The 26,591-nt window shown below is 66.1% G+C and carries 21 protein-coding genes and 1 pseudogene; 11 read left to right on the forward strand and 11 right to left on the reverse strand.

What is annotated here, in order from left to right; translation table 11 throughout:
• The first annotated feature begins 18 nt into the window (after positions 1-18).
• On the forward strand, positions 19-1,215 hold the full coding sequence (locus QA642_RS18120; protein ID WP_283085843.1) for an MFS transporter: 1,197 nt from the start codon (positions 19-21) through the stop codon (positions 1,213-1,215).
• Here the strand turns inward: QA642_RS18120 and dgcA are convergent.
• The gene (dgcA, locus tag QA642_RS18125; protein ID WP_283085844.1) at positions 1,185-2,180 is read right to left on the reverse strand and encodes an N-acetyl-D-Glu racemase DgcA; all 996 of its coding nucleotides are present in this window, start codon (positions 2,178-2,180) and stop codon (positions 1,185-1,187) included. The genes QA642_RS18120 and dgcA overlap by 31 nt on opposite strands.
• A gap of 134 nt (positions 2,181-2,314) precedes the next feature.
• Between dgcA and QA642_RS18130 the strand changes: the two genes are divergently transcribed.
• Genes QA642_RS18130 through QA642_RS18140 form a run of 3 tightly spaced genes read left to right on the forward strand, consistent with a single transcriptional unit; the run spans position 2,315 to position 5,132 of the window.
• Positions 2,315-3,448 (forward strand): ABC transporter permease, encoded by a 1,134-nt coding sequence (locus tag QA642_RS18130; protein ID WP_283085845.1) that lies wholly within the window; start codon positions 2,315-2,317, stop codon positions 3,446-3,448.
• 2 nt (positions 3,449-3,450) lie between these two features.
• Complete coding sequence (locus QA642_RS18135; RefSeq protein WP_283085846.1) at positions 3,451-4,233, forward strand: ABC transporter ATP-binding protein; 783 nt, start codon at positions 3,451-3,453, stop codon at positions 4,231-4,233.
• Between the two features lie 29 nt (positions 4,234-4,262).
• On the forward strand, positions 4,263-5,132 hold the full coding sequence (locus QA642_RS18140; protein ID WP_283085847.1) for an MlaD family protein: 870 nt from the start codon (positions 4,263-4,265) through the stop codon (positions 5,130-5,132).
• A gap of 304 nt (positions 5,133-5,436) precedes the next feature.
• Here the strand turns inward: QA642_RS18140 and QA642_RS18145 are convergent, their stop codons facing one another.
• Positions 5,437-11,217 carry a negative regulator of septation ring formation gene (locus tag QA642_RS18145; protein WP_283085848.1) on the reverse strand — a complete coding sequence of 1,927 codons (5,781 nt, stop codon included), beginning with the start codon at positions 11,215-11,217 and terminating at the stop codon, positions 5,437-5,439.
• Positions 11,218-11,614: 397 nt separating this feature from the next.
• Here QA642_RS18145 and QA642_RS18150 point away from each other — a divergent pair, with 397 nt between their 5' ends.
• Both QA642_RS18150 and QA642_RS18155 read left to right on the forward strand, forming a co-directional pair.
• The gene (locus QA642_RS18150) at positions 11,615-11,989 is read left to right on the forward strand and encodes an Hpt domain-containing protein (RefSeq protein WP_283085849.1); all 375 of its coding nucleotides are present in this window, start codon (positions 11,615-11,617) and stop codon (positions 11,987-11,989) included.
• A 177-nt stretch (positions 11,990-12,166) separates the two neighbouring features.
• Positions 12,167-12,487: a 2Fe-2S iron-sulfur cluster-binding protein gene (locus tag QA642_RS18155; RefSeq protein WP_008143731.1), complete on the forward strand. Its 321-nt coding sequence runs from the start codon at positions 12,167-12,169 to the stop codon at positions 12,485-12,487.
• 25 nt (positions 12,488-12,512) lie between these two features.
• On the opposite strand, the pseudogene QA642_RS18160 reads toward QA642_RS18155, so the two are convergent.
• Positions 12,513-12,968: pseudogene (locus tag QA642_RS18160) on the reverse strand (thioesterase family protein); the annotation flags it as partial.
• Positions 12,969-13,150: 182 nt separating this feature from the next.
• On the opposite strand from QA642_RS18160, the gene QA642_RS18165 reads away from it, so the two are divergent.
• The 3 genes from QA642_RS18165 (at position 13,151) to QA642_RS18175 (ending at position 15,481) form a co-directional block, all read left to right on the forward strand.
• Positions 13,151-14,179, forward strand: a complete 1,029-nt coding sequence (locus QA642_RS18165; RefSeq protein WP_283085850.1) for an NAD(P)/FAD-dependent oxidoreductase — start codon at positions 13,151-13,153, stop codon at positions 14,177-14,179.
• Positions 14,180-14,286: 107 nt separating this feature from the next.
• Complete coding sequence (locus tag QA642_RS18170; RefSeq protein WP_283085851.1) at positions 14,287-14,886, forward strand: DUF2147 domain-containing protein; 600 nt, start codon at positions 14,287-14,289, stop codon at positions 14,884-14,886.
• 247 nt (positions 14,887-15,133) lie between these two features.
• The gene (locus QA642_RS18175; RefSeq protein ID WP_283085852.1) at positions 15,134-15,481 is read left to right on the forward strand and encodes a hypothetical protein; all 348 of its coding nucleotides are present in this window, start codon (positions 15,134-15,136) and stop codon (positions 15,479-15,481) included.
• Between the two features lie 61 nt (positions 15,482-15,542).
• Here the strand turns inward: QA642_RS18175 and QA642_RS18180 are convergent, their stop codons facing one another.
• From QA642_RS18180 to QA642_RS18190, 3 genes are all read right to left on the reverse strand, one after another.
• The gene (locus QA642_RS18180; protein ID WP_283085853.1) at positions 15,543-15,812 is read right to left on the reverse strand and encodes a hypothetical protein; all 270 of its coding nucleotides are present in this window, start codon (positions 15,810-15,812) and stop codon (positions 15,543-15,545) included.
• 184 nt (positions 15,813-15,996) lie between these two features.
• On the reverse strand, positions 15,997-17,361 hold the full coding sequence (locus tag QA642_RS18185; protein WP_283085854.1) for a HAMP domain-containing sensor histidine kinase: 1,365 nt from the start codon (positions 17,359-17,361) through the stop codon (positions 15,997-15,999).
• Positions 17,358-18,038, reverse strand: a complete 681-nt coding sequence (locus tag QA642_RS18190; protein ID WP_283085855.1) for a response regulator transcription factor — start codon at positions 18,036-18,038, stop codon at positions 17,358-17,360. Before QA642_RS18190 ends, QA642_RS18185 begins: the two co-directional genes overlap by 4 nt.
• 337 nt (positions 18,039-18,375) lie before the next feature.
• On the opposite strand from QA642_RS18190, the gene QA642_RS18195 reads away from it, so the two are divergent.
• A complete protein-coding gene (locus QA642_RS18195; RefSeq protein WP_283085856.1) occupies positions 18,376-19,263 on the forward strand; it encodes a MipA/OmpV family protein in 888 nt (295 codons plus the stop codon).
• A 54-nt stretch (positions 19,264-19,317) separates the two neighbouring features.
• Positions 19,318-20,010, forward strand: a complete 693-nt coding sequence (locus tag QA642_RS18200) for a hypothetical protein (RefSeq protein ID WP_283085857.1) — start codon at positions 19,318-19,320, stop codon at positions 20,008-20,010.
• 3 nt (positions 20,011-20,013) lie between these two features.
• Here QA642_RS18200 and garD read toward each other — a convergent pair whose 3' ends face one another.
• From garD to QA642_RS18225, 5 genes are all read right to left on the reverse strand, one after another.
• Entirely contained in the window at positions 20,014-21,555 is a 1,542-nt protein-coding gene (garD, locus tag QA642_RS18205) for a galactarate dehydratase (protein ID WP_283085858.1), read from the reverse strand.
• A 114-nt stretch (positions 21,556-21,669) separates the two neighbouring features.
• Entirely contained in the window at positions 21,670-23,118 is a 1,449-nt protein-coding gene (locus QA642_RS18210; protein ID WP_283085859.1) for an aldehyde dehydrogenase family protein, read from the reverse strand.
• A 20-nt stretch (positions 23,119-23,138) separates the two neighbouring features.
• Positions 23,139-24,482 (reverse strand): glucarate dehydratase, encoded by a 1,344-nt coding sequence (gene gudD / locus QA642_RS18215; protein ID WP_283085860.1) that lies wholly within the window; start codon positions 24,480-24,482, stop codon positions 23,139-23,141.
• 26 nt (positions 24,483-24,508) lie between these two features.
• Positions 24,509-25,453: a 5-dehydro-4-deoxyglucarate dehydratase gene (gene kdgD / locus QA642_RS18220; RefSeq protein ID WP_283085861.1), complete on the reverse strand. Its 945-nt coding sequence runs from the start codon at positions 25,451-25,453 to the stop codon at positions 24,509-24,511.
• A gap of 129 nt (positions 25,454-25,582) precedes the next feature.
• Positions 25,583-26,488, reverse strand: coding sequence for a LysR substrate-binding domain-containing protein (locus QA642_RS18225; protein ID WP_283085862.1), 906 nt, complete (start codon positions 26,486-26,488; stop codon positions 25,583-25,585).
• Positions 26,489-26,591 lie beyond the last annotated feature (103 nt).

A 26,591-nucleotide genomic window follows, 5' to 3' on the forward strand; every position in this document is an offset into this window, starting at 1 on the left:
CGAATCGCAATTGGTTTGATGCAGTCCGAATCACAAATCCCCACGCCAGCAGCCGTGAAGCGGCGATTCGCCGTCAGTCTTGCGCTGTTCTACTCGGCGGTGTTCGCGGTATCGGGAACGCATCTGCCGTTCTTTCCGGTCTGGCTGAAGGCGATCGGCATCGACGCCGGCTGGATCGGCCTCATCAACGCGCTGCCGGCGATCACGCGCTTCACCACGCTGCCGCAAGTGACCGCCTTTGCCGAAAAGCGGCGCGCCATTCGCGCCGGCATGATGGTGTCGGTGCTGGCAACCGCGATCGGCTTTGCGGCCGTGGGCTTGCAGCAGCAGCCGCTGGCGCTGTTCCTGATCTATGCGCTGACCTGCATGATGTGGACACCGACGATGCCGCTGACCGATGCCTATGCGCTGCGCGGTGTCGCCCGCTACGGGCTCGACTATGGGCCCTTACGGCTGTGGGGCTCGGCGGCGTTTGCCGCGGGCTCGCTCGCGTGCGGCTATCTCGTCGACGTCATCGCGGCGCGCGACCTGATCTGGGTCATCGTTGCCTGGGCCGTCGTCGCGGTGCTCGCCAGCCTTTTGTTGCAGCCGCTCGACGATGTCAGGCGCAAGAGCGCCGAGGCGCGTGCCGACACGGCGCTGCTGCGCGATCTCGGCTTCTGGGCCGTGATCGCCTCGGCCGCGCTGATCCAGGGCAGCCACGTCGCCTATTACACCTTCTCAGCCATCAACTGGCAGCTCCATGGCCTTGGTGGCCTGACGATCGCGGGGCTGTGGACGCTGGGCGTGATTGCCGAGATCGTCGTGTTCGCGCTGTCGCCGCGGTTCTCGCTGCATCCCTCCACGATGATCGCGATCGGGGGCTTAAGCGCCGTCCTGCGCTGGATCGTCACCGCCAACGAGCCGCCGCTCGCGCTGCTCGCGCTCGCGCAGCTCGGTCATGGATTCACCTTCGGCATGACCATCCTCGGCACCATGAGCCTGCTTGTGCAACGCGTGCCCTCGCATCAGATCGCGCGCGGGCAGGGCTATTATGCCGCCTGCAACGGGTTGCTGGGCGCCGCAACCTCGATCGTGTCAGGCGCGATCTACGCGCGGATCGGCGACGGTCTCTATTATGTGATGGCTGCGATGGCCGCGGCCGGCGCGCTCGTGATCTGGTCGGCGCGGCATCGGCTGATCGCTCATCCCCAGAGCGAGGACTCCGGCGGATAAACCAGGCTGCCGTCGTAACGAAGCCCGTGGTTGCGGTCGTGTGCCAGCAGCAGCGGGCCGTCGAGATCGACGAAGCGGGCCTGTGGCGTCACCAGCGTGGCGGGGGCCATCGACAGCGAGGTCGCGACCATGCAGCCGATCATGATCTCGAAGCCGAGCGCCTGCGCGGCGTCCGCCATCGCCAGCGCCTCGGTGAGGCCGCCGGTCTTGTCGAGCTTGATGTTCACGGCGTCGTAGCGATCGCGTAAGGGTGCGAGCGAACCACGGTCATGCACGCTTTCGTCGGCGCAGACCGCGAGCGGCCGCTTGATCCGCGCCAGCGCGTGGTCCCGGCCTGCCGGCAAGGGCTGCTCCACGAGCGTGACGCCGGCGGCGGCACAGGCCGCGAGGTTGGCTTCCAGATTGGCCTCGGCCCAGGCCTCGTTGGCATCGACGATCAGCTCAGACTCCGGGGCGGCCTTGCGGACGGCCGCGATCCGCGCGGCATCGCCCTCGCCGCCGAGCTTGATCTTGAGCAGGGGCCGGTGCGCGGCCTTGGCGGCTGCCGCCGCCATCGTCTCGGGCGCACCCAACGAAATCGTGAAGGCGGTGGTGCGCTCGCCCGGCGAGGGGCGGCCGAGCAGGCTCCAGGCCCGCAATCCGGCCTGTTTGGCTTCCAGATCGATGAAGGCGCAGTCCAGGGCGTTGCGGGCTGCGCCAGGCTTCATGGCGGCCTGGAGGGCCTCCCGGTCGAGGCCGCCCCGGACCGCGTCCTCCATGGCCTGGATCGCGGCCAGCGTCGCCTCGGGGGTCTCGCCATAGCGGGGATAGGGCACGCACTCGCCGCGGCCGGTCAGGCCGTCCCGGCTCACCTCGGCCACGACGGTGACGGCCTCGGTCTTGGCGCCCCGGCTGATGGTGAAACTGCCGGCAATCGGAAAGCGCTCGATTTGCGACCTAAGTGCCGGAACTTTGCTGGAAGTCATTTTGAACTCTGGCGAAATCTGAACCTGCTAGTTACCTCTAGCAACTAACAATGGCCAGTTGGGGATACCTTCTCTAGGTAAGGGCGCGTGCGCAACCATCTGATTTTCTCCGCCCCGGCACGGGAGCGGACATCTTGAACGGCGATCCCAAGCTGGAGCGGATTGCCAAAGGCAACGCGCTGGCCCTCTGCGCCACCGGAACCTGGACCGCGAGCTTCGCGCCGGTCCTGGAGCGGATGGTGGCCGACGCCGAGAAGCTCGCCGGCGGCCCGCAAAGCATCTTCATCGACGTCTCCGAGGTCGCCAAGCTCGACACCTTCGGCGCCTGGCTGATCGAGCGGCTGCGCCGCAGCCTGACCCAAGGCGCGGTCGAGGCGCAGATCGCAGGGCTCTCGGCCAATTATTCCAGCCTCGTCGACGAGGTCCGGCGGGTCAGGGCAACGCCCGTGATCGAGACCTCAACGATCACCATCACCGGCATGCTGGAGCAGATCGGCCGCGCCGTGTCCGGCCTTGGCGGCACGGTGTCCGGCCTCATCGACATGCTCGGCGCTGTGCTCGCCGCAGGCTTCCGCGTGCTGATCCATCCGCGCTCGTTCCGTCTGACCTCGACCGTGCACCACATGGAGCAGGTGTGCTGGCGCGCGGTGCCGATCATCGTGCTGATCACCTTCCTGATCGGCTGCATCATCGCCCAGCAGGGCATCTTCCATTTCCGCCGCTTCGGCGCCGACATCTTCGTCGTCGACATGCTCGGCGTGCTGGTGCTGCGCGAGATCGGCGTGCTGCTGGTCGCGATCATGGTCGCGGGCCGCTCGGGCAGCGCCTACACCGCCGAGCTCGGCTCGATGAAGATGCGCGAGGAGATCGACGCGTTGCGCACCATGGGCTTCGACCCGATCGAGGTGCTGGTGCTGCCGCGCATGCTGGCGCTGGTGCTGGCGCTGCCGATCCTCGCCTTCCTCGGCGCGATGGCCGCGCTCTATGGCGGCGGACTCGTTGCCTGGCTGTATGGCGGCGTCGATCCCGAGGCTTTCCTGCTGCGGTTGCGCGATGCCATCTCGATCGATCATTTCATCGTCGGCATCGTCAAAGCACCTGTCATGGCCGCGGTGATCGGCATCGTCGCCTGCGTCGAAGGGCTCGCCGTGCAGGGCAGCGCGGAATCGCTCGGACAGCACACCACGGCCTCGGTGGTGAAGGGCATCTTCTTCGTCATCGTCATGGACGGCGTGTTCGCCATCTTCTTCGCCTCGATCGGGATGTGACGATGGCGCAAGAAATCCAAAACGCTGTTCAAAATCCCATCATCCGCGTCCGCGACATCACCGTGCAATTCGGATCGACGCGCGTGCTCGACGGCCTCAACCTCGACGTCAAGCGCGGCGAGATTTTGGGCTTCGTCGGCCCCTCGGGCGCGGGTAAGTCCGTGCTGACGCGCACCATCATTGGCCTCGTGCCGAAGGTCGCGGGCTCCATCGAGGTGTTCGGCGTCGACCTCGATTCCTCCAGCACCTCGCAGCGGCGCAATGTCGAGCGGCGCTGGGGCGTGCTGTTCCAGCAGGGCGCGCTGTTCTCCTCGCTCACCGTGCGGCAGAACATCCAGTTCCCGATGCGCGAATATCTTCGCGTCTCGCAGCGGTTGATGGACGAGATCACCATGGCCAAGCTCACCATGGTCGGCCTCAAGCCTGAGGTCGCCGAGCGCTTCCCGTCGGAACTCTCGGGCGGCATGATCAAGCGCGTGGCGCTGGCCCGGGCGCTGTCGCTCGACCCGGACCTCGTGTTCCTGGACGAGCCGACCTCGGGCCTCGACCCGATCGGCGCCGGCGATTTTGACGAGCTGGTGAGGACGCTCCAGCGCACTTTGGGGCTCACGGTTTTCATGGTAACGCACGACCTCGATAGCCTTTACACAGCATGTGACCGCATCGCCGTTTTAGGGAACGGTAAGATCATTGCTGCAGGGTCGATGGCCGACATGCAGGCCTCGCAGCATCCCTGGCTGAGGCAGTATTTCCATGGCAAGCGCGCCCGCGCGGTCATGGGTTGAGTAGCTGGGTTGAGTAGCCGGAGCACCTGATGGAAACGCGGGCGAATTACGTATTGATCGGGTCGTTCACGCTGGCGGTGATCGCCGCGGCGATCGGCTTTGTGCTGTGGTTCCAGTCGCTGCACACCACCAAGCAGCGCAGCCCGCTGCGTGTCGTGTTCGAGGGCCCCGCCGCGGGCCTGCGCAACGGCGGCAGCGTCAACTTCAACGGTATCCGGGTGGGTGAGGTGGTCTCGGTGAAGCTGGACAATCCGCGGCGGGTTGTCGCACTCGCCATGGTCGAGAACAACGCCCCGATCCGCAAGGACACGCTCGTCGGCCTCGAATTCCAGGGCCTGACGGGTGTGGCCGCAATCTCGCTCAAGGGCGGCGAGGAGGCGGCACCGCCGCCGCCGCTCGACGAGGACGGCATCCCCACGCTGACGGCCGACCCCAACAAGCTCCAGGACGTCACCGAGGCGATCCGCGCCACGCTGCAGAACATCAACAAGATCGTCGCCGACAATCAGGAGTCGGTGAAGAACTCGCTGAAGAATCTGGAGACCTTCACCAATTCGCTCGCGCGCAACTCCGAGAAGATCGACAGCGTGATGGCCAAGGTCGACGGCGTGATGCTCAAAGCCGACAATCTCATGCTCGGCCTCAACACGCTGGCCGGCGGCAAGGACGGCGGCGAGCTGTTCCTGGCGGTGAAGTCGATCCGCGAGCTCGCCGAGGATTTCGACAAGCGCTCCGGCGCGCTGATGACGGACGGCCGCCGCACGCTCGGCGACATCAGCCGCGCCGTGAACAATTTCGACCGCAACCCGACCCGCGTGCTGTTCGGCGCCAGCAACTCATCGCAAGCCGCCCCGCCGCCCGAGCCGCCGAAGCCGGTAGCGGCGCCGAGGCGCCAGTAGGCGTGTAGTCCGCCGAGTTCTCCTCGTCATTGCGAGCGAAGCGAAGCAATCCAGACTGTCTCAGCGGAAGCAGTCTGGATTGCTTCGTCGCTTCGCTCCTCGCAATGACGAGTTTGTGGAGATCGCGCAATTTCCCAATGCGCAGCCCGTAGCCCGGATGGAGCGCAAGCGTAATCCGGGGTTCTTCGCTTGGCCCCCGAATTCCGCCGCGCTCCATGCGGGCTACGAGCGCAATGACGCGCTTAAACAAAAACGGAGGCCGAGAGGCCTCCGTTGTCATTCGCTATTCGTTGCTTCCCGCCGCTTACCCGAGCCGGCCCGCCGCGTGCGCCAGCAGCGTGTACACCAGACCCGTCTCCGAGGTCAGGTGGCTGCGCAGCTCCTGCGGGCCGCGGCCGTCGCGGGCGACTTCGTCGAGCAGGCGTTCGAACTCGGCGACGTAGCGGTCGACCGTGCCCTTGAAGTTGCGGTCGGCGCGATACTTGCGGGCGACCTCGTCAAAGGCCTTCTGGCCGGCGGGCGTGTACAGGCGCTTGGTGAAGGCCTTGTTCTCGCCGCGCTGGTAGCGGTCCCACATCTCGGCGGCGAGGTTCCGGTCCATCAGCCGGCCGATGTCGAGCGAAAGCGATTCCAGCGGATTGCTGCTGCTCTGTGACGCCTGCGGCTGCTGCGCAGGTGCAGCGCGGCCACGGGGAGCCTCTCGGCCGTTCGGTGCGCCCTGGTTGGCGTCGGTGCGGTTGAGCAGGTCCGACAGCCAGCCGTCACGGCCCTGGTCGTTGCTGGAAGGCGCGACCGACGGCGCTTCGGTGCGGCGCGAGGGGGCGGGCATGCCGAGGTCCGGCGGCGGCAGCGTCGAGGCGCTGCCGGTGTCGCGCATGCGCGTCTCGGTGCCGCGACCGCCCGCGCTTGCCATGATCGGCTCTTCCTGGCGCTGGACGGCGACGGAGGCGCGGCCCGTCGTCGAGACGTCGAGACCACGGCCGTGCTGGGCCACGATGCGGTTGAGCTCGGCGAGCGCCTCGATCTGGTCGACGATCACCTTGCGCATCTGCGCAGTGCTCTCGGCGGCCTCCTGCGGCATCTCGAGCACGCCACGGCGCAGCTCGTTGCGGGTGGCTTCGAGTTCGTTGTGCATCTCGAACGCCATCTGCTTCATGCTGGACACGAGGTTGGTGAACTTCTCGGTCGACTGCTTGAACATCGCATCCGCCTCGTCGGTGGTCTGGCGGTAGATGTCGTGCATGGCCTCGATGGTCTGCCGATGCTCCTCTTCGGAGGCCACGCGCACCGCCTCGAACTGACGGGTGATCGCAGCCGAGCCTGCGCCGGCGGTCTCGGCGACGACGCGGGCGATGTCGCGGGCACGCTCCTCGGCGGCGGCCAGCGATTCGTCGAGCAGGCCGGTGAAGCGCGACAGCCGCTGGTCGAGATCGGCCGTGCGCAGGTCGATCGTGGTGACGAGCGATTCCAGCGCCTGCTTGCGTTCGGCGAGCGAGGCGGTGGTGTTCTTGTTGCTCTGCTCGACGACCTGGGCGGCGTCGACGAGCGCCTTGCCGTGCGCGTCGAACTGGGTCGACAGCTCGCCGAGGTCCTGCAGCGCCTTCGTGGTCTTGCTGTTGAAGACGTTGAGCTGGTCTTCCAGGTTCTGCGTCGCCGCGCCGTTGCGCGAGGTGACGTCGTTCATCGCCGAGACGAAGTCGGCGACACGCGTCACCAGCGCCCGCTCGAGCGAGTTGAGGTTGTCGTGCGCACCGGTCAGCACCTCCTGGAGCAGGATGTTGCCTTCGCGCAGGCGCTCGAACAGGGCGACCGTGTCGGTGCGCAGGATCTTGCTGGTCTCCTGCATCTCGGTGACGGCCGCGATCGAGACCTGGCGCGACTGGTCGATCGCCGCGCGCGAGGCCTGCTCGAGGTCCTTGAGCGACTTGCCGACCGCGCCGGTGGCGATCTCGCTCGCCGCGTTGATGGTGCGGGCGACCTCCGAGCCGTTGCCCATCATGGTCTGCGAGAAGGCGTGGCCGCGCGTCTCGATCGACTTCAGCGCGTCGGAGGTGACGCGGTCGATGTCGAGCGTGAGCTGGCTGGTCTTCGAGCCGATCGCGTCGACCAGCGCACCGCGCTTGGCGTCGATCATGTTCGACAGACGGTCGGCCTGCTGCTGCACGTAGGTGACGATCTCATCGGTCTTGCCGGTCATGGCCTGGCCGAAGCTGCTCGAGGCGGCGAGCACCGAGCGCTCGACGTCGGCCGAGCTCGACTTGACCCGCGAGCTCGCCTCGTTGGAGGCGGAGATCAGCGCGTTCTGGGCGTTGAGCGCGCTGCTCTGGATGTCGCTGGTCGCATTCGCGGTGGCCGCGCTCAGCGCGCGCTCGATCTCGGTCGAGATCGTGCGGATCTGGCTCGCGGCATCCGCCGAGGTCGAGGTCAGCGAGGTCTGCGCCTCACGCGCGCTGTTGAGGATGGTCGAGGCGGTGTCGGCGCCGACCGCGGTCAGCGTGCGCTCGATGTCCGTGGTCAGCGACTTGATCTGGCTCGCCGCATCGGTCGATGCGGAGATCAGCGTGCCCTGGGCCTCGCGCACGCCGCTGGTCAGCGCTTCGATGGTGGCGCCGCCGGCGGTCGCCAGCGCGCGCTGCATCTCGGCCGCGAGCGAGCGGACCTGGCTGGTCTGCTCGGCGGAGACCGAGAGCAGGGTGCTCTGGGCGTCGCGGGCGCTCGTGGTGATCGTCTCGGCGGTGGTCTGGCCGACCTGCGAGAGCGAGCGATGCACTTCGGCCGCGAGCGACTTGACCTGGCTCGCCGCGTCCGACGACGCGGTGACCAGCATGTTCTGCGCTTCGCGAGCGCCTGCAGTGATGGTTTCGGCGGTGGTCGTGCCGGCCATCGAGAGCGAGCGCTGTACTTCGGCCGTGAGCGATTTGACCTGATTTGCCGCGTCCGCCGATCCGGCAATGAGCGTGTTCTGGGCCTCGCGAGCGCCGGTCGTGAGGATCTCGGCCGTCGAGGTGCCGGCCATCGTAAGCGAACGCTGCACGTCGGAGGACAGCGCCTTGATCTGGTTGGCAGTCTCGGTGGAGGCCGCAATCAGCGCGCTCTGCGCATCGCGGGCCCCGGCTGTGATCGATTCGGCGGTGGTGGTGCCCGCCAGCGACAGCGAGCGCTGCACGTCGGCAGTGAGCGTCTTGACGTGGTTGGCCGCGTCCGAAGACGCCGTGACGAGCGTGGTCTGCACTTCGCGGGCGCCGGCCAGGATCGAGGCTGCGGTGGCGGAACCGGCCGCCGACAGCGTGCGCTCGACATCGGCTGCGAGCCCCTTGATCTGGTTCGACGCATCCCCAGATGCCGCGACCAGGCTCGATTGCGCTTCGCGGGCGCTGGTCAGGATTGAGTTCGCTGCTCCCGTGCCGACCGCGGTCAGGGCGCGCTCGACCTCGGTGGAGGTCATCTTGAGCTGGGCGTTGACGTCGGAGGAGACCGTCATCAGCGACTGCTGGGCGGTGCGAGCCCCGGTCTGGATCGTCTCGCTGGTGTTGACGACGAGGTTGGTGAGCGAGCGCTCGGCGTCCTCGACATGCGAGCGGATCGCGGTCGAGATCATCTCGGCGCGGGAGATCATGTCCTCGCTGGCCTGGCGGCCGCTGCTCTCGATGCGGCCGGCGACGGCCTCGACGCGCGAGCCGAGCAGGTCCTCGAACTGCGCCACGCGCACGTCGATGTCGTTGGCGACCGACCCGACCTTGGTCTCGATGGCCTGCTGGATGTCCTGGAAGCGCGCGGTGACCGTGTCGGTCAGATGCGTGCTGCGGCCGTCGATGATCTCGGCGACGCCGGTAATGCGGCGGTCGACCGCCTCGATCGCCTGCGCGGTGCCGTCGGTGAGCGTCGAGGTCAACAGGCCGAGGCGCGTGTCGATCGACTGCATGGCCTGCGAGGCGCCGTTGGTCAGCGCCGTCGTCAAGTAGGTGAGGCGGGTGTCGATGGACTCGAGCGCCTGCGAGGCGCCGCCGGTGAGGGTGGTCGTCAGATGCGTCAGGCGCGTATCGATGGTGTGGATGGTCTGCGATGCGCCGTCGGTCAGCGACGTCGTGAGGTGGGTGAGGCGGGAGTCGATCGACTGGATCGCCTGCGCGGCACCGTCGGTCAGCGAGGTCGCGAGCGTGTTGAGACGGCCGTCGATAGTCTCGGTGACGGACCGCGCGCGGGTATCGAACGACTCCTCGAGCGCGCTGACGCGGAAGCCGAGCTGCTCGTCGAAGGTCTTGATGTGGCCTTCAATCGTGCCGTCGAGGCTGGCGATCTTGCCGTGCAGCGAGGCGTCGAAGTTGGAAACGCGTTCGCCGATCGTGGTCTCGAACTGCACCAGCCGCTGGTCCAGCACGGCCGTGATCTCGCCGCCGTTGGAGGTGAAGCGGGTGTCGAAATTGTCGACATAGGTCTTCAGCGACTCGTGGATGTCCTGCGTGCGCTGGCCCATGCGCTCGACGATCTCGCCGCCGAACGTCTTCACGGTGCGGTCGAATTCGGAGATGTGGCGGGTGATCAGCGCGCCCAGCGTGCCGGAGTCGCGGGCGAACTTCTCGACCAGCTCGGAGCCCTGATTCTTCACCAGCTCGTCGAAGGCGCTCATCTGCAGCGAGAGGGAATCGTGCGCGGTCTCGGTCTGGCTGACGACCTTGGCGACGAGGGCGTTGACGGTGGCGTCGAGCGCCTCGCTCGCCTTGTCGCCGCTGGTCATGATGTGGCCGGCGAGGCGGTTGCCGGCGTCGTCGATCTTGGCGGAGAGGTCGTTGGAGCGCAGCTCGAGCTCGAGCAGCAGCGAGTCCGACGAGTTCTTCAGGGAATCGTGCACCTGCTCGGTGCGCTCGGAGATGCCGTCGACGATCGCGGCGGAGCGCTGCTCGAACTCGCCGGTGATGCGGTCGATGCGCTCGTTCAGCATCTCGTGGACGCGGTCGGCGAGGTCGACGAACTCGTCGTGGACGTGGCCGGTCTTGAAGTTGAGGCTGGTGGTCAGCCGCTCGCTGGCATCGAGCACGGCGCGCGTGGTCTCGTTGCTGGCTTCCTCGAGGCGGTCGAGCAGGTCGCCGCCGCGCTCGCCGAGCGCCAGGATCATGTTGTCGCCGGCATTGCTCAAGGCGCTGGTGATGTGGGCGCCGCGCTCTTCCAGCGCGCCGGTGATGGATTTTGCGACCTCGTCGACGCGCGAGGCGATCGCGTCCGAGATCAGCGCGATGTCGTGGCGCAGATCGATCTGCACGCCGGAGATGGCGCTGCGGACCTGCTCGGCCTGGCCGACCAGGTTGTCGCGCTGATGGGCGATGTCCTGGAGCAGGGCGCGGATGCGCACTTCGTTGTCGCTGTAGGCGCGCTCGAGCGCGGCGACCTCGTTGGCGACCAGCGTCTCGAGCTCGCCGGCGCGTGCGATCGCGCGCTCGATGCCGTCGCCCATCGCCGCGACCTCGCGGCGGATGGCCTGGCCGACGGTGACCATGGAATCGGAGGCCGAGCCTTCCGGCTCGGAGAAGCGGATCGCGACCTGCGCCATCGCTTGCGCGATCATGCGCATTTCCTGGCCGCGCCAAACGAGGCTCGCCAGGAAATAGAACAGCATGATCGGGGCGAAGAACATCGCGATGAGGCCGGCGATGACCAGCACGCCGCCGCTCTGGCCCATGGCGGCCTGGATCGAGGGCAGGAAGCCGACGGTCAGCGCAGCGCAAGCCGCGAGCCAGACGCCGGCGAAGATGGTGGCGAAGGTGTAGACGCTGCGGGCAGGGCGGCCCTTCTGAAGCGCCTGGAGCAGCTGGCCAATGGTCTCGCGGTCGTCATTGGCGGCGCGGCGCGCGGTGCGCGGCTCCTCGATCGGATCGAACACGGTGGCGCGTTCGTTGGCGGCCGGACGCGGCTCGAAGGCCGGCTCGTCGAAGGACGGGGGCGGCGGCGGTGTTACCGCAGGTGCGGTCTCGTTGCGCATCGCGGCGTTGCGGCTGGTGTCCGCGGCCGTATCGCTGATGTTCAGGGCTTCCTGGATCGCAGAAAGTGCAACTTCTGTCGGGTCTTTGACCTTCTTGGGAGTGTTCGCCATGTTCAGTCCGAGCCCTCGTTACTAGTACACGCCCCCCGCGAGCCCTGCGCGCGACGCAAGCCCACAGACCGGATCATGCCGCTTGTGCGGATCTCCAAGCCGTCCCCACCCGGACGGCTTGTCCGCTAATTTCCGCAACATCCTATTGGCAGAGCGTCGCGAATGAAATGCCCACGATTAAGACAATCTTAATCATCGTTAACAGGATCGCGCCGTAACGCCTTAGCAATAAATACAATTCCCCATGGAACTTGGCCGATTGCGGCAACTTTTCGTCAATAAACGGGCAGAATTACGTAAAGCGGCCCAAACATTTCGTTAACCATTTCCATGCTTGGGTGGAGGTGAACTCACCGCCGGACCGGCGGAACAGTCGCGCGATGCCGGGGCCTGCGCCATGACGCCTGAACTGCAACGGATGGACTGGATGCCCTCGCCCCCGCTTGCGCCCGTCGACAGCCCGCTCGACCTCGACCATCTCTCCCAGATGACGCTCGGCGACGCCGAGCTGGAACAGGAAGTGCTTGCGATGTTCGCCGAGCAGGCGGTCCGCCTGCTCGCCGCGATGACCGCGTTGCCGGCCGAGACCGGCGCGCTCGCGCACAAGCTCAAGGGCTCGGCGAGGGGGATCGGCGCCTTTGCGGTCGCCGACGCGGCCGCCAGCCTCGAGATGGCGATCCGGACCGGCCATGACCGGCCGCATGCCTTCGCGGCGTTGAAAGAGGCCGTGGCCGAGGTGCGCGCCGCGATCGCGGCGATCCTCAAGCACTAGGCTGGCAAGCCCCATTCACGCGGGCGCCTTGCGCGTCGACCTTCTGTTTGGACGCATTTTCCCTTGCGCGAAACGGGGTCCACTTCGCTTGAAAACACTATAGCGCGGCCCTGACCGACCCGTTATAGGACAGCCCCGATACTCCTTTTCCCCAACATCGCGGCAGCACGAGCACACATGGCCAAGATTCACTTTGTCGACCACAAGGGCGAAACCCGCACGGTGGAAATCGAGAACGGCGCAACCGTGATGGAAGCCGCCATCCGCAACAGCATTCCCGGCATCGAAGCCGAATGCGGCGGCGCCTGTGCCTGCGCGACTTGCCATGTCTATGTCGACGAAGCCTGGCGCGAGAAGGTCGGCAGCCCGACGCCGATGGAAGAAGACATGCTCGACTTCGGCTTCGACGTGCGCCCGAACTCGCGCCTGTCCTGCCAGATCAAGGTTTCCGACGAGCTCGACGGGCTCGTCGTGGCAACGCCGGAACGTCAGGCCTGATCGTTCCGAATGAATCAGGTGCAAGCGGCGCGACCTCGATGCCGCACTTGTGCCAGGGCCTGAACTTCTCGACGATCTCTGCTGTCAGCGGCGCCGGCCGCCGCGTCGTCTCGTCGAGCAGGACGCCGACGGACGTCGCCGAGGCGATGCACTTCCCGTTCGAGAACACGACCTGTTCGAAGGTCACCGACGTCCGTCCGAGTTTCACGACGCCGAGGCCGAGCTCGATCGTGTTCGGCCAGTGCAGCTCGGCGCGGAAATGGATGTCGAGCCGCACCATGATCCAGGCGAGGCCCGGCGGGGTCAGCCCGTATTCGGGAAGCTTCATCAGCGTGACACGGCCGGTCTCGAAATAGGTGGCGTAGACCGCGTTGTTGACGTGCTGGTTGGGATCGAGATCGCCGAACCGGACATTGTCGCTGAGGCGGTAGGGGTAGTCCTCGAGGCGCGGCGTCGTATCGAGGCGGCTTGGTGCGTTCACCGATTGATCTCCGTCATATCCATGCCCGTTACAGCCCAGTTATCCTGACCCGGCAAGTGGGCGCGGCTGCGGGGCGCTCCCGCTTTTATGCCTTCCCTGATCCATCCCCGTTGGCTAGACAGGCAGGGTCACCTCTGCCCGACGGGCGCCGTCCAACCGATAACGACCGATAAAGAGACGACATGAGCGACGTGATCAAAACCGATGTGCTGATTATTGGCGCCGGCCCGTGCGGCCTGTTTGCCGCCTTCGAGCTCGGCCTTCTCGACATGAAGGCGCATTTCGTCGACATCCTGGACAAGGTCGGCGGCCAGTGCGCCGAGCTCTATCCGGAAAAACCGATCTACGACATTCCCGGCATTCCGCAGGTCTCCGGCCAGGGCCTCACCGATGCGCTGATGGAGCAGATCAAGCCGTTCCACCCGACCTTCCATCTCGGCGAGATGGTCGAGACGGTGGAGAAGATCGGCGATCCCATGTTTCGCTGCACCACCGATGCCGGCAAGGTGTTCGAATGCAAGGTGTTGGTGATCGCGGCCGGCGGCGGCTCGTTCCAGCCGAAGCGCCCGCCGGTGCCCGGCATCGAGGCCTATGAAGGCACCTCGGTGCATTACGCCGTGCGCAAGATGGAGACGTTCCGCGACAAGAACGTGCTGATCGTCGGCGGCGGCGATTCCGCGCTGGACTGGACGCTCAATCTGCATCCGCTGGCCAAGCGCGTCACGCTTCTCCATCGTCGTGACGATTTTCGCGCCGCGCCCCACAGCGTCGAGCAGATGCGCGCGCTGGTCGCCGGCGGCAAGATGGATCTGCGGCTCGGCCAGGTCACCGCGCTGTCAGGTGCCGATGGTCAACTGACCGGCGCCACCGTCAAGGGCAACGACAACAACGTCAGCGAAATCGTCTGCGACACCATGCTGCCGTTCTTCGGCCTGACCATGAAGCTCGGTCCGGTCGCGAACTGGGGCATTGCACTGGAGAACAATCTGGTGCCGGTCGAGACATCGGCGTTCGAGACCAACGTATCAGGCATCTTCGCCATCGGCGACATCAATACCTATCCCGGCAAGATCAAGCTGATCCTGTGCGGCTTCCATGAGGGCGCACTGATGTCGCAAAAAGCCCATCGCTACGTCTATCCGGAGAAGCGGCTCGTGTTCCAGTACACGACCTCGTCCTCCAGCCTGCAAAAGAAGCTGGGTGTCAACTGACCGCGAGGGTGCGCACGGGCGATGCCCCATGTTTCTGGTGCTGGAATCGTTCGCGAAATCGCCGTAGTCTGCAGCCATTCCAGTTGCCGCTTAGCAAGGTGATCATAATGCGGAATCTCTTTTCCAGCTGTCGGCTGCTCCCGCTGCTCGCGCTCGCGCTGTCGATCGGCGCGGTGAGCCCGGCTGCGGCACAGGCGCAGCAGCCGACCGCCGCGGGCCTGTGGCAGAAGGTCGAAGACGGCAAGACGGTGGGATGGTTCCTCTTCATCGACCATAACGGCATCTTCGAAGGCGTGATCGCAAAAACCTTTCCGCGGCCCGGCGACAATCCGAACGAGGTCTGCGCGAAGTGCACCGACGATCGCAAGAACCAGCCGGTGCTCGGGCTCTCCTTCATCCGCGACATGAAGCGCGACGGCTTGAAGTACGAGGGCGGCAACGTCGTCAATCCGCGCGACGGCAACATCTGGAAGGCCAAGATGACGGTGAGCCCCGATGGCCAGACCCTGACCATGCGCGGCTTCCTCGGCATTTCCCTGTTCGGCAAGGACGAGACCTGGCAGCGTCTGCCGGACGCCAACCTCGCCCAGGTCGATCCCGCCATCGTTGCGAAGTATCTGCCCGCGCAGGCCGCCGCGACCAAGCCGGCGCCCACGCCTGCGGCGAAGAAGGGCGGAGCCATGAATGCGCCCGCGCCAAGGCAGTAGGCTGTCCTTGCATTCCTGAGAGTCGTCGCCGCGGCGATTTCGCCCGACGGACGCTTCCGTCGAAAGGCGCATGCCGTTGCGCGTTTCTGCCGTAGTTCCCCGGAATGCGCGTTGGCGCCGGATTTGCATAGCTGTCGCAAAGCTGCTGGGGGAACGAGTCGCCATGTCCATGCCTGCCTGACGGCGTGGCCGGCGGGCGACACCGCCTGTCCCCTCGCGGCGTCATTGTGATCCGCGGGAAGACGACATGCGATTTGCAAGACTATGTGCCGCGACGCTGCTGGCGCTATTGGCGACGTCGGCGCTGGCGCGCGATGACGGGCGCTACGCCAACTCGCCGCTCAAGCCCTGGTTCGAGAGCCTGCACAGCGAATACGGACAGTGCTGCTCGGATGCCGACGGCTACGTCGTCGCCGATGTCGATTGGGAATCCGACAAAGGACGTTATCGCGTGCATCTCGACGACGAATGGGTCGTGGTGCCCGACGGCGCCGTGATCACCGTGCCGAACAAGATCGGCCGCACCATGGTGTGGAAGCACTACGTCGACGGTCATCCGCGCGTGCGCTGCTTCATGCCGGGCAGCATGACGTGAGGGTTCGCTGCTACAATTTGTAGGTCGCGCTGCCCCGCGCGGTGTGTCCCGGCGCGAGCCGTCAGCGCGCCTCGCTCTCCGAGCCCGCGCTCGCCAGCCGCTTGACGCGCGGCGACAGCACCGAGACTTGCGCGGGGGAGGCGGGCATGCCGGCGACGATCATCGTGGGCGCGGCCGACTGCTCCTCGACACCGGCACCGCCGAGCACCTGCACCTGGGTCGTCGAGATCGGAAACGACTTGACTTCGTAAGACGGAAGCTCGCCGGCGAACGCGCCGCTGGAGCTCGCAATCATCGCACCGGCGACGGCAATCATCGAAAGAAAACGCATTGGAAAATCTCCGTTGAAGATGTCAATCGGAGGTTTGGTCGCCGCGATGCCGCGACAGGTTCGCTCGTGTGCGAACATTCGGAGGCCGCCGGCGATCTATTTGGTTGCGTTGGACGAAAGGATGAAACGCGGAAGATGTTTTTCGCGCAAATGTTTCCGGACGGTTTCGCCGAGGGGCGCCTTGCTAGCGTGCTTCCAGATCGAGCTGCCGAGAAGTCGTCGCCGCCGTCGGTTCGGGAAAACGCAGGCTCATCGTCGTGCCGCGGCCGGGTGCGGAGGAGATGACGAGCTCGCCGCCATGGGCGGCCATGATCTCGCGGACGATCGACAGGCCGAGGCCGGCGCCGCCGCCTGCGGTGTTGCCGGTCTGAAACGGCTCCAGCAGCTTTTGTTCGGCGCCGTCGGGCAGGCCTGCGCCGTCGTCTTCAACCGAGATGCTGCGGCGGTCGAGCGTGACGACGATGCGTCGCGCGCCGTGGGCGTGGATCAGCGCGTTGCCGACGAGATTGGCGAGCGCACTGCGAATGGCGGCATCGACGCCCTGCACCAGCACTGGGCCTTCCTCGGCGCGCTCCAGCGCAAGCTCGATGCCGGCGTCGAGCGCCGAGGGACCGAAATCGGCCAGCACGTCCAGCGTGATCTCGGCAAGATCGATCGGCCGCTTTTCGATCGCGTGATTTTGCAGGCGCGCCAGGTCGAGCATGGCGGACACCAGCGACGTCAGGCGGCGGACGTCGCGCACCAGCTCTGTCCTCAGGACCGGATCGGACACGTCGTCGATCTTCGCGCGCAGCAGCGTGAGCGGCGTTCGGAGCTGATGGGCGGCATTGCCGAGAAAGCGGCGCTGCATCCGGATATAGGCGTCGATCTCGCCGAACGCGCGGTTCAGCGCCTCGACCAGGGGCTTCAACTCGGAGGGGACTTGGGACAGCGATATCAAACCTCGCGGGGCCGAGGGATCGATCGCGAGCGCGCGGTGCGCGACCCGTTCGATGCCGCGCGAGACGAAACGCGCAGCAAGAGCTGAACCGATGGCGACGGTCGCCGCAAAGGCCAGCGCCACCAGCATGATCGAAAAAATCCTGCTGACGAGGAAGCTTCTTGCCATCCGGCCGAAGCGGACCTGAGGCTCGCCGACCATCGTCGTGAGCCGCAAGGAGCCCCGTTGCGCAACGGCGAGACAGAACGTGCTCTTTTGGTCGTGTGTGCTGAAGACGGACAGGCCGACCGGCCCGCGATAGGGAAAGGCGAAGGGGAGAGGCGGCCGGTGCTCGCCACCGTACTCGCTGACGAGATCGCCCACGGACACGACGTACCAGAGGTTTGGACTGTCCGCCTTCAATTCCTCGAGCGCGGGAGTCGGACGTATCGTCAGGTTTTGCCCGTCGAAATCAGTGGCTCGATCGAGAACGGCGGCCACGACCCGGCAGGCCCTGAACTCGCGTTCCTCCAACGGGTACCTCGAGACGAAGATCGCGACCATGGTCAGAAAGATCGCTGTGGCGGCGATACCGAGCGAGAACGCAAACGTTCGGGCGATCGACGTCATCGCGGCGTTGCCAGCCGCAGGATGTAACCGATGCCCCGCATGCTGCGGATCTCCACGTCGCCGCCGAAAGCGGCCAGCTTCTTCCTCAGGCGCGAGACCTGCGCTTCGAGCGTGTTGGATTCGATCTCGTCGTCGAAACCGTAGATCTCCTCGATCAGGGCGGCGCGGGTGATGACGCGGTCGCGGCGCATCAGCAGTGCGCCCAGGATCAGCGCCTCGCGCCGCCGCAGCAGGATCTTCCTGTCGGCGACCACGACTTCGTTGCTGCCGAGATGCAGCTCGACATTGCCGAGCGACAGCACCGAAGGCGCGAGCAGGCGCGGTCGGCGCAACACGGCGCGCACCCGCGCAAGCAGCTCCTGCGGCTCGAACGGCTTACCGAGATAATCGTCGGCACCGCCATTGAGACCATCGACGACATCCTCCTTGGTGTCCTTGGACGTCAGCATGATGATCGCCGGACGCTCCGGCGACTGGCTCAGCGCCGTGACCACCTCCAGCGCATCGCCGTCGGGCAGCATTCGGTCGACGATCGCAAGATCATATTTGAAATTGTCCAGTGCCTGGCGAGCATCGGCGATCGAGCCGACGAGGTCGACGATACCGTGCAATTGCCCGAGCAGGCGGCTGACATAGGCGCCGATCTGTGGTTCGTCTTCGATCACGAGGGAGCGCACGCGGGTCGTCCTTGACTCTGCCGGGGCCATAGGCCCCGACTTGACGCTTCCTGACCGAAGTCCGGCATTTCGGTTCGTGCGCGAGTTCCGTTTAAGGCAGCGAGCTTGGCGAATAAAAGGCGGCAGCGAGAGAGCTGACCGGACGCAGCGGCGAAAATTGGGGGGCTGAGTCCAGTCCTGCAATGTTCGGGCAATGTTGGTCCGGCGGCACCGTCGGCGCGGAATGTCGCAGGGGCGATTACTCGTTGCAATGTTGGGGCAATTTTGCCGGATCACATGCTGGGGCTCCAGACCACACCAGTCGACTCGGCCAGGACGGCCGGTCCGGGGCCCCGTAATGACGCATCTCGACGAAGCCGCTCACCGCCTCACGGCGAACGTGCGGCGGACGACCGCCTTGCTTGCCGCACTCGGCACGATCACCGCAATTCCTCAGTCCGCATCGGCGCAGACCGCATTCACCCTGCCGGCGCCGCCATTCGAGCTGCCGATGCTGCCGTCGCCCTCCGGCAACTGGACCGTCATGGTCGGCATCGGCGGCGAATACACGCCTGACTTCGTCGGGTCGAAGAACGGGAGGTTTCTCCCGATCCCGATCTTCACCATCCGTCGCGCCGGATCGATCGACCAGTTTCGCGGGCGTCGCGACAGCGCCAGCATCGCGCTGCTCGACGTCGGCAATTTCCGCGCGGGCCCTGCGTTCAAATACGTCTCCTCGCGCAAGAGCGACAAATATGCCGAGCTGACCGGCCTTGGCGACGTCAAGGCGGCCTACGAGCTCGGCGGTTTCGTCGAATATTATCCGGTCGACTGGCTGCGCCTGCGCAGCGAACTGCGCCAGGGTTTCGGTGGCCACACCGGCGCGGTGGCAGATGTCTCCGCCGACGTCATCGTGCCGCTGATCCAGAGGTTGACGATCTCGGCGGGCCCGCGCTTCACCTGGAAGAGCACCAAGGCGACCGCGCCGTATTTCGGCGTCGATGCGGTGCAGGCGCTGGCATCGGGGTTGCCGATGTATGACGCAAGGGGCGGTGCGCACTCGGTCGGCTTCGGCAGCCAGATCTCCTACCGCATCAATCCGCAGTGGGAGGTCCATGCCTATGTCGAGTACGAGAAGCTGCTGGGCGATGCCGCGGACAGCCCGCTGGTGAAGCAGCGGGGATCGTCGAACCAGACCACCGTCGGCCTGGGTGCGTCCTATTCGTTCGATTTCAGGATTCGATAGGCCGCCATGCGTAGCAAGGTCATCCTATGTGTTGCCGTCGCGATCGCTTCGGTCGTGCTCGGCGCCGCCGCAGCGTTCGAGACGCGCGCGAGCCGGCTGCAGGCGATCAAGACGGTCGGTATCATCTCGGCCATCGGCGAGGAGATGAGCCTGACACAGGCCGGCCTGACAGGGTTCGGCAAGACAGAGCAAAGCGCTTCGATCAGCGCGTGGGGGCTGGACGAGTTCATCGTGCAGCAGGCGACGAGGCTCCTGAGCGGCCGCTTTCGGGTGCAGGCAGTGAGCTATCGGCGCGTCGCGTTCGCCGCTGTCAGGGATTCGCCGGTTACGCCCGTCAATCTCCTGCGCAGCGATCCGTTCAAGGAGCTCGTTCGCAGCGATGTCTCTCCGCAGGGCCTGGACGCCTACATCGTGATCACGCGGGCGAAGTCGAAGCTCGGCAACGGCCGCAACGTCGAGGGCGTCGGGCTCGCCGAATACCGGACCCTGTTTGCGGATTACGGGCTGATCCACGCGCTGTACGAAGTCCGCGTCATCGACGGCAAGTCGTTCGACGTGATCGAGAAGCGGGCCGCCGCGCCGCTCGACAATACGGCGACGATGCGGATTGCCGGCCCGAGCGGCACGGTCGACGCGACGTTCGATGGTCCGGCTTCGAGCGAACGGCTGCGCGCGGCGATTGCGGACCTCATCACCCGCAGCCTACCCGTCACGCTCGGCGACATGCACCTGATCGACGGCCAGTGACCCTCAGGTCACCGGCGCCGGATTGAACAGCGTGAGATCGTTGTGGATGCCCCAGCGATCCGACCACGGCTTGGTGCGACCGGAGGCGACGTCGAGGATCAGGCGGAACAGGTCCCAGCCGCATTCCTCGATGGTCTTCTCGCCGGTGGCGATGCTGCCTGAATCGAAGTCGATCAGGTCCTTCCAGCGCCGCGCGAGCTCGCTGCGGGTCGCGACCTTGATCACGGGCGCTGCCGCAAGGCCGTAAGGCGTGCCGCGGCCGGTGGTGAACACCTGCAGCGTCATGCCGGAGGCGAGCTGGAGCGTGCCGCAGATGAAGTCGGAGGCGGGCGTTGCCGCGAACAGCATGCCCTTCTGCGTCGCCTTCTCGCCGGGCGAGAGCACGCCGGTGATCGCGCTCGAGCCGGATTTTACGATCGAGCCGAGCGACTTCTCGACGATGTTGGCGAGGCCGCCCTTCTTGTTGCCGGGCGTGGTGTTGGCGCTGCGGTCGGCGCCGCCGCGGGCAAGATAAGAGTCGTACCAGGCCATCTCGCGCACCAGTGCGCGGCCGACGTCCTCGTTGATGGCGCGGCGGGTCAGCAGCTGGATGGCGTCGCGCACTTCGGTCACTTCCGAGAACATCACGGTCGCGCCGGCGCGCACCAGCAGATCCGCGGCGAAGCCGACGGCGGGATTGGCGGTGACGCCGGAGAAGGCGTCGCTGCCGCCGCATTGCAGGCCGATGACGAGGTCCGAGGCCGGGCAGGTCTCGCGCTTGCGGCTGTTGAGCACCTTCAGCCGCGCTTCGGCCTGGGTCATGATCGCATCGACGATCGCGCCAAAGCCGTCGAAGGCTTCGTCCTGCATGCGCACGATGGCATCGCTGACACCTTCCGGCACCAGCCGCTCCGGCGCGAGCTTTTCGCAGCCGAGGCCGACGACCAGAATCTCGCCGCCGAAATTCGGGTTGAGCGCGAGGTTTTGCAGGGTGCGGATCGGTACGACCGCGTCGGGCGCGGTGATCGCGACGCCGCAGCCATAGGCGTGCGTCAATGGCACGACGTCGTCGACATTAGGATACTTCGGCAGCAGCTCGGCGCGGATGCGCTTCACCGCATATTCCATCGTGCCCTTGACGCATTGCACGGAGGAGGAGATGGCGAGGATGTTTTTCGTTCCGACCGAGCCGTCCGGATTGCGGAAGCCTTCGAAGGTGAAGCCTTCGAGCGGCGGCAGCGGCGCGGGAACGGCGGTCGAAATCTCCAGCTTGTCGAGGGCAGGGGCCTCCGGCATGCGGATGCGCGCCTCGTCCACCCATTCGCCCGCTGATATCGGGGAGAGCGCGTAGCCGATGATCTCGCCATAACGGACGATCGGGGCGCCTTCCGCGATGTCGACCAGTGCCGTCTTGTGCCCCTGCGGCACGAAGGCGCGCAGCGTCAGCCCGCAGGCGAAGCGGGAGCCGGCGGGAAGCCCGAAATCATTGACCACGATCGCCACATTGTCGCGCTCGTTGAGCTTGATGTAGCGGGGCTGCTCTTTCGCTGCGACATCCTGGTCCATCTGCGCTTGCCTCAGAAGCAGTAGGGTGGGCAAAGGCGCAAAGCGCCGTGCCCACCTTGTTTCACGTCGAACGTAGCTGGTGGGCACGCTTCGCTTTGCCCACCCTACGATGTCTCAGCCCGGGAAGGTATAAGCCGTCTTCACCGTCGTGTAGAACTCGCGAGCATAGGAGCCCTGCTCGCGGGCGCCGTAGCTCGAGCCCTTCCGGCCGCCGAACGGCACGTGATAGTCGACGCCGGCGGTCGGCAGGTTGACCATCACCATGCCGGACTCGCTGTTGCGCTTGTAGTGCGAGGCGTATTTCAGGCTGGTGGTGCAGATGCCGGAGGCGAGGCCGAACTCGGTGTCGTTGGAGATCGCCAGCGCCTCCTCGTAGTTCTTGGCGCGGATGACGGCGGCAACGGGCCCGAAGATTTCCTCACGCGCGATGCGCATGTTGTTGTTGGCCTCGGTGAACAGCGCCGGCTGCAGGTAATGGCCGGGATTCTCGCGCTTGAGCAGCTCGCCGCCGAAGGCGAGCTTGGCGCCCTCGTCCTGGCCGATCTTGATGTAGCGCAGGTCCTGGTCGAGCTGGCTCTGGTCGACCACGGGGCCGATATGCACGCCGGCCTTGAGCGCGTCGTCCACCGACAGGCTGTTCAGCCGCTCGGCCACCGCAGCGACGAAGCGGTCGTGGATGCCCTCGGTGACGATCAGGCGGGACGAGGCGGTGCAGCGCTGGCCGGTGGAGAAATAAGCGCCATTGACGGCGACCTCGACGGCAGTCTTCAGGTCGGCGTCGTCGAGCACGACCAGCGGATTCTTGCCGCCCATCTCGAGCTGGAATTTCTTCATGGGGTTCGAGAGCACGCAGGCCTGCGCGATCTTGCGGCCGGTCTGCACCGAGCCGGTGAAGGAGATCGCAGCGACGTCAGGATGCTCAAGCAGGGTCTGGCCGACCACCGAGCCGGAGCCGACGACGAGGTTGAACACGCCGGCCGGAATGCCGGAGCGGGTGATGATTTCGGCGAGCGCGTGGCCCGAGCCAGGCACCAGCTCGGCCGGCTTGAACACGACCGTGTTGCCGTAGCAGAGCGCGGGCGCGATCTTCCAGGCGGGGATCGCGATCGGGAAATTCCAGGGCGTGATCATGCCGATGACGCCGACCGGCTCACGGGTGAGCTCGACGTCGAGGCCGGGGCGCACGGAAGCACCCTTCTCGCCGATCAGCCGCAGCGCCTCGCCGGCGAAGAACGCGAAGATCTGGCCGGCGCGGGCGACTTCGCCGATGCCTTCCGGCAGAGTCTTGCCTTCCTCGCGCGCGAGCAGGCGGCCGAGCTCTTCCTTGCGGGCGAGGATTTCAGTCGAGATCTTGTTGAGGGCGTCGTAGCGTACCTGCGGGGTCGACTGCGCCCAGGCGGGGAAGGCGGCCTTGGCGGCGGCGATCGCTTTCTCGGTCTGTGCCTTGTCGGCCTTGGCGTATTCGCCGACGAGATCGTTGGTGTTGGAGGGGTTGATATTCTTGGTGACGCCGGAGCCGTCGACCCATTCGCCGCCGATGAAGTTCTTCAGGATCGCAGTCATGTTGTCCTCCGAGATAATTTCTAACGCACGAGGCACGGACGCTTGTCGTCGAAGGTCCAGCCGGGGATCAGGTCCTGCATGGCCATAGCGTCATCCCGGGCGCCAAGTCCATGCTTCTTGTAGAGCTCATGCGCGGCCTCGATGGCGGCGCGGTCGATCTCGATGCCGAGGCCCGGACGATCCGGGACCGCGATCTTGCCGCCGCGGATCAGCAGCGGCTCTTTCGTCAGCGCCTGGCCGTCCTGCCAGATCCAGTGGGTGTCGATCGCGGTCACCTTGCCGGGGGCGGCGGCGCCGACATGGGTGAACATGGCGAGCGAGATATCAAAGTGGTTGTTGGAGTGCGAGCCCCAGGTCAGGCCGTTGTCACGGCAGGTCTGGGCCACGCGCACCGAGCCTTGCATGGTCCAGAAATGGGGATCGGCCAGCGGGATGTCCACCGCGCCCAGGCGCAGCGCATGGGAGAGCTGCCGCCAGTCGGTGGCGATCATGTTGGTTGCGGTCGGCAGCCCCGTGGCGCGGCGGAACTCGGCCATGATCTCGCGGCCGGAGAAGCCGGCCTCGGCGCCGCAGGGGTCCTCGGCATAAGCGAGGGTGCCGTGCATGTCCTTGCAGAGGCTGATCGCCTCGTCGAGCGACCAGGCGCCGTTGGGGTCGAGCGTGACGCGCGCGTTCGGAAAGCGCTTGGCGATGGCCGTGACGGCCTCGATCTCCCGCTCGCCGCGGAGCACGCCGCCCTTGAGCTTGAAATCGGCGAAGCCGTAATGATCGTGGGTGGCCTCGGCGAGACGCACCACGGTCTCGGGGGTCATCGCCTCCTGGTGGCGGAGGTTGAACCATTCCGCCTTGCCGGCCTCGCCCTGGATGTAGTCGAGCTTGCTCTTGCGCCGGTCGCCGACGAAGAAGAGATAGCCGAGCGTCTCGACGCTCTTGCGCTGCTGGCCCTCGCCGAGCAAGGCTGCGACCGGCAGATTGAGATGCTGGCCGAGCAGATCGAGCAGCGCGGATTCGATCGCCGTGACCGCGTGGATCATGACGCGGAGATCAAAGGTCTGCTTGCCGCGGCCGCCGGCATCACGGTCGGCGAAGGCGGTGCGGATGTCGGCCAGGATGTTGTTCATCGCGCCGACGGTCTTGCCGATCACGAGATCGCGGGCGTCCTGTAGCGTCTGCCAGATCTTCTGCCCGCCAGGCACCTCGCCGACGCCGGTGTGACCGGCATTGTCGGTGAGGATGACGATGTTGCGGGTGAAGAACGGCGCATGCGCGCCGCTCAAATTGAGGAGCATGCTGTCGCGGCCGGCAACCGGGATCACCTGCATCGCCGTGACGATCGGTGCGCCGGAGATTTCCGTCTGGGCCATCGCACGCTCCTCCCTGTTGCCTGCTGTTATTCTGCAGCCTGTTGTGACGATCGTGCGGCGGGCAGCTTCTTCACCAGCGCGGCCAGTTCCGCGATCTCCTGCTCGGTGAGATCGGTCAGCGGCGGACGGACCGGGCCGGAGTCGCGGCCGATCACCTTCATGCCGGCCTTGATGATCGAGACCGCATAGCCCTTCTTGCGGTTGCGGATCGCGATCAGCGGCAGGATGAAATCCTTCAGCCCGGAATGGATCGCCGCATGGTCGCGCTTGCGCACCGCGGCATAGAAGTTGGTGGCGAATTCCGGCACGAAGTTGAACACGGCCGACGAGTAGGTCGTCACGCCCATGTCGAGATAGGGCAGCGCGAAGGTCTCGGCGGTCGGCAGGCCGCCGACATAGGTCAGGCGGTCGCCGAGCTTGGTGTAGACACGCGTCATCAGCTCGATGTCGCCGATGCCGTCCTTGTAGCCGACGAGGTTCGGGCAGCGCTCGGCGAGGCGGGCGAGCGTGTCGGGCTGCAGGATGGCGTTGTCGCGGTTGTAGACGATGACGCCGATCTTCACCGAGGCGCAGACCGCCTCGACATGGGCGGCAAGGCCTTCCTGCTCGGAATGGGTGAGGTAGGGCGGCAGCAGCAAGAGGCCATCGGCGCCGGCTTTCTCGGCGCCAATCGCGATCTCGCGGGCAATCGCGGTGCCGTAGCCGGTGCCGGCGAGCACGGGCACGCGGCCCTTGGTCTCGTCGACGGCGACCTTGACGACTTGCGGAACCTCGGTCGGGGTTAGCGAGAAGAACTCGCCGGTGCCGCCGGCGGCGAACAGGCCTGCGACGTCATAGCCGCACAGCCAGTCCATGTTGGCGCGGTAGGTCGCCTCGTCGAAGGAGTAGTCCGCCTTGAAGGGCGTAACGGGGAAGGACAGGAGGCCCGATCCGATCTTCTGGGCCATTTCCTGCGGAGTCATCTTGCTCATGGGCGCTGCTCCCTTGTCTCGTGTTGTGGAGGACGCAAGCAGGAGGCCGCGCGTCCATGCGCCGTGGTTTAGGAGACGGTTCGATGCGCGTCCAAGCCAAAGCCTATATCGACCGATGCGGATTGAGCATCAATCTTCCGCCACCACCGCGGAGGACAATTCGCCGGCGATCTTGACCAGGGCCGAGAGCAGAGGATTCTCGTCGTCGCGGCGCCAGACCATGAACAGCTCGACGGGGACGCGGGTGCGCAGCTTGAGCGGCCGCAGCCGTACGTCGGAGATTTTCAGGCTCGCGGCCGCGGCCGGCACGATGGCAAGGCCGAGGCCGGCGCGGACCATGGCGAGGATCGAATGGATCTGGCTGAGATGCTGGACGTAGCGCGGCAGCACGTCGGCCCGGGTGAACAGCGCCACCAGGAGATCGTGGAAGTAGCGGCTCTCATAGGGCGAATACATCACGAAGGGCTGGTCGTCGAAGTCCTTGATGGTGATGCTGTCGGCATTCGCGAGCGGATGCTTCTTCGGGATCGCGGCGAGCAGCGGCTCGGCGACGACGCGGCGGCTGGTGAGCTCGGGACGCGCGATCGGCGGCCGGAGCAGGCCGGCGTCGATCTGGCCCGAGGTCAGCGCCTCGAACTGGTCGCCCGACACCATCTCCTTCAGCGAGAAGTCCACCTCGGGCAGTTTCGCGCGGCAGGCCGCGACCAGCTCGGGCAGGAAACCGTAGGCGGCGGCTGCCGTGAAGCCGATCTTCAGCGAGCCGGTCTTGCCGAGCGCGATGCGGCGGGCGACCTGCGAGGCGCTTTCCGCAAGCTTCAGGATGCGGCGCGCCTCGGGCAGGAAGCTTCGTCCCGCCGGCGTCAGGCGGACCGAGCGGCTGGTGCGCTCCAGCAAGGGCGCATCGATGATGTGCTCGAGCACCTGGATCTGCCGGGACAGCGGCGGCTGGGTCATGTTCAGCCGAACGGCGGCGCGGCCGAAATGCAGTTCCTCCGCCACCGTAACGAAACAGCGGAGCTGGTTGAGGTCGAACATCGATACATGCCTTAGATGGATAAGGCGTTTCCCCGGCACTTCTAGCATCGATCACCCCCAAAACAAAGACGGCGGCTTTTTCGAGCCGCCGTTGAGTTGCCTG

This window comes from Bradyrhizobium sp. CB2312 (assembly GCF_029714425.1).
Lineage (GTDB): Bacteria > Pseudomonadota > Alphaproteobacteria > Rhizobiales > Xanthobacteraceae > Bradyrhizobium.

Excerpts from the sequence above, each read along its gene's own strand:
- QA642_RS18120 (WP_283085843.1), top strand. The coding sequence starts at position 19 with ATGCAGTCCGAATCACAAATCCCCACGCCAGCAGCCGTGAAGCGGCGA.
- dgcA (WP_283085844.1), bottom strand. The coding sequence starts at position 2,180 with ATGACTTCCAGCAAAGTTCCGGCACTTAGGTCGCAAATCGAGCGCTTT.
- QA642_RS18135 (WP_283085846.1), top strand. The coding sequence starts at position 3,451 with ATGGCGCAAGAAATCCAAAACGCTGTTCAAAATCCCATCATCCGCGTC.
- QA642_RS18140 (WP_283085847.1), top strand. The coding sequence starts at position 4,263 with ATGGAAACGCGGGCGAATTACGTATTGATCGGGTCGTTCACGCTGGCG.
- QA642_RS18145 (WP_283085848.1), bottom strand. The coding sequence starts at position 11,217 with ATGGCGAACACTCCCAAGAAGGTCAAAGACCCGACAGAAGTTGCACTT.
- QA642_RS18150 (WP_283085849.1), top strand. The coding sequence starts at position 11,615 with ATGACGCCTGAACTGCAACGGATGGACTGGATGCCCTCGCCCCCGCTT.
- QA642_RS18155 (WP_008143731.1), top strand. The coding sequence starts at position 12,167 with ATGGCCAAGATTCACTTTGTCGACCACAAGGGCGAAACCCGCACGGTG.
- QA642_RS18165 (WP_283085850.1), top strand. The coding sequence starts at position 13,151 with ATGAGCGACGTGATCAAAACCGATGTGCTGATTATTGGCGCCGGCCCG.
- QA642_RS18170 (WP_283085851.1), top strand. The coding sequence starts at position 14,287 with ATGCGGAATCTCTTTTCCAGCTGTCGGCTGCTCCCGCTGCTCGCGCTC.
- QA642_RS18175 (WP_283085852.1), top strand. The coding sequence starts at position 15,134 with ATGCGATTTGCAAGACTATGTGCCGCGACGCTGCTGGCGCTATTGGCG.
- QA642_RS18180 (WP_283085853.1), bottom strand. The coding sequence starts at position 15,812 with ATGCGTTTTCTTTCGATGATTGCCGTCGCCGGTGCGATGATTGCGAGC.
- QA642_RS18185 (WP_283085854.1), bottom strand. The coding sequence starts at position 17,361 with ATGACGTCGATCGCCCGAACGTTTGCGTTCTCGCTCGGTATCGCCGCC.
- QA642_RS18195 (WP_283085856.1), top strand. The coding sequence starts at position 18,376 with ATGACGCATCTCGACGAAGCCGCTCACCGCCTCACGGCGAACGTGCGG.
- garD (WP_283085858.1), bottom strand. The coding sequence starts at position 21,555 with ATGGACCAGGATGTCGCAGCGAAAGAGCAGCCCCGCTACATCAAGCTC.
- QA642_RS18210 (WP_283085859.1), bottom strand. The coding sequence starts at position 23,118 with ATGACTGCGATCCTGAAGAACTTCATCGGCGGCGAATGGGTCGACGGC.
- gudD (WP_283085860.1), bottom strand. The coding sequence starts at position 24,482 with ATGGCCCAGACGGAAATCTCCGGCGCACCGATCGTCACGGCGATGCAG.
- kdgD (WP_283085861.1), bottom strand. The coding sequence starts at position 25,453 with ATGAGCAAGATGACTCCGCAGGAAATGGCCCAGAAGATCGGATCGGGC.
- QA642_RS18225 (WP_283085862.1), bottom strand. The coding sequence starts at position 26,488 with ATGTTCGACCTCAACCAGCTCCGCTGTTTCGTTACGGTGGCGGAGGAA.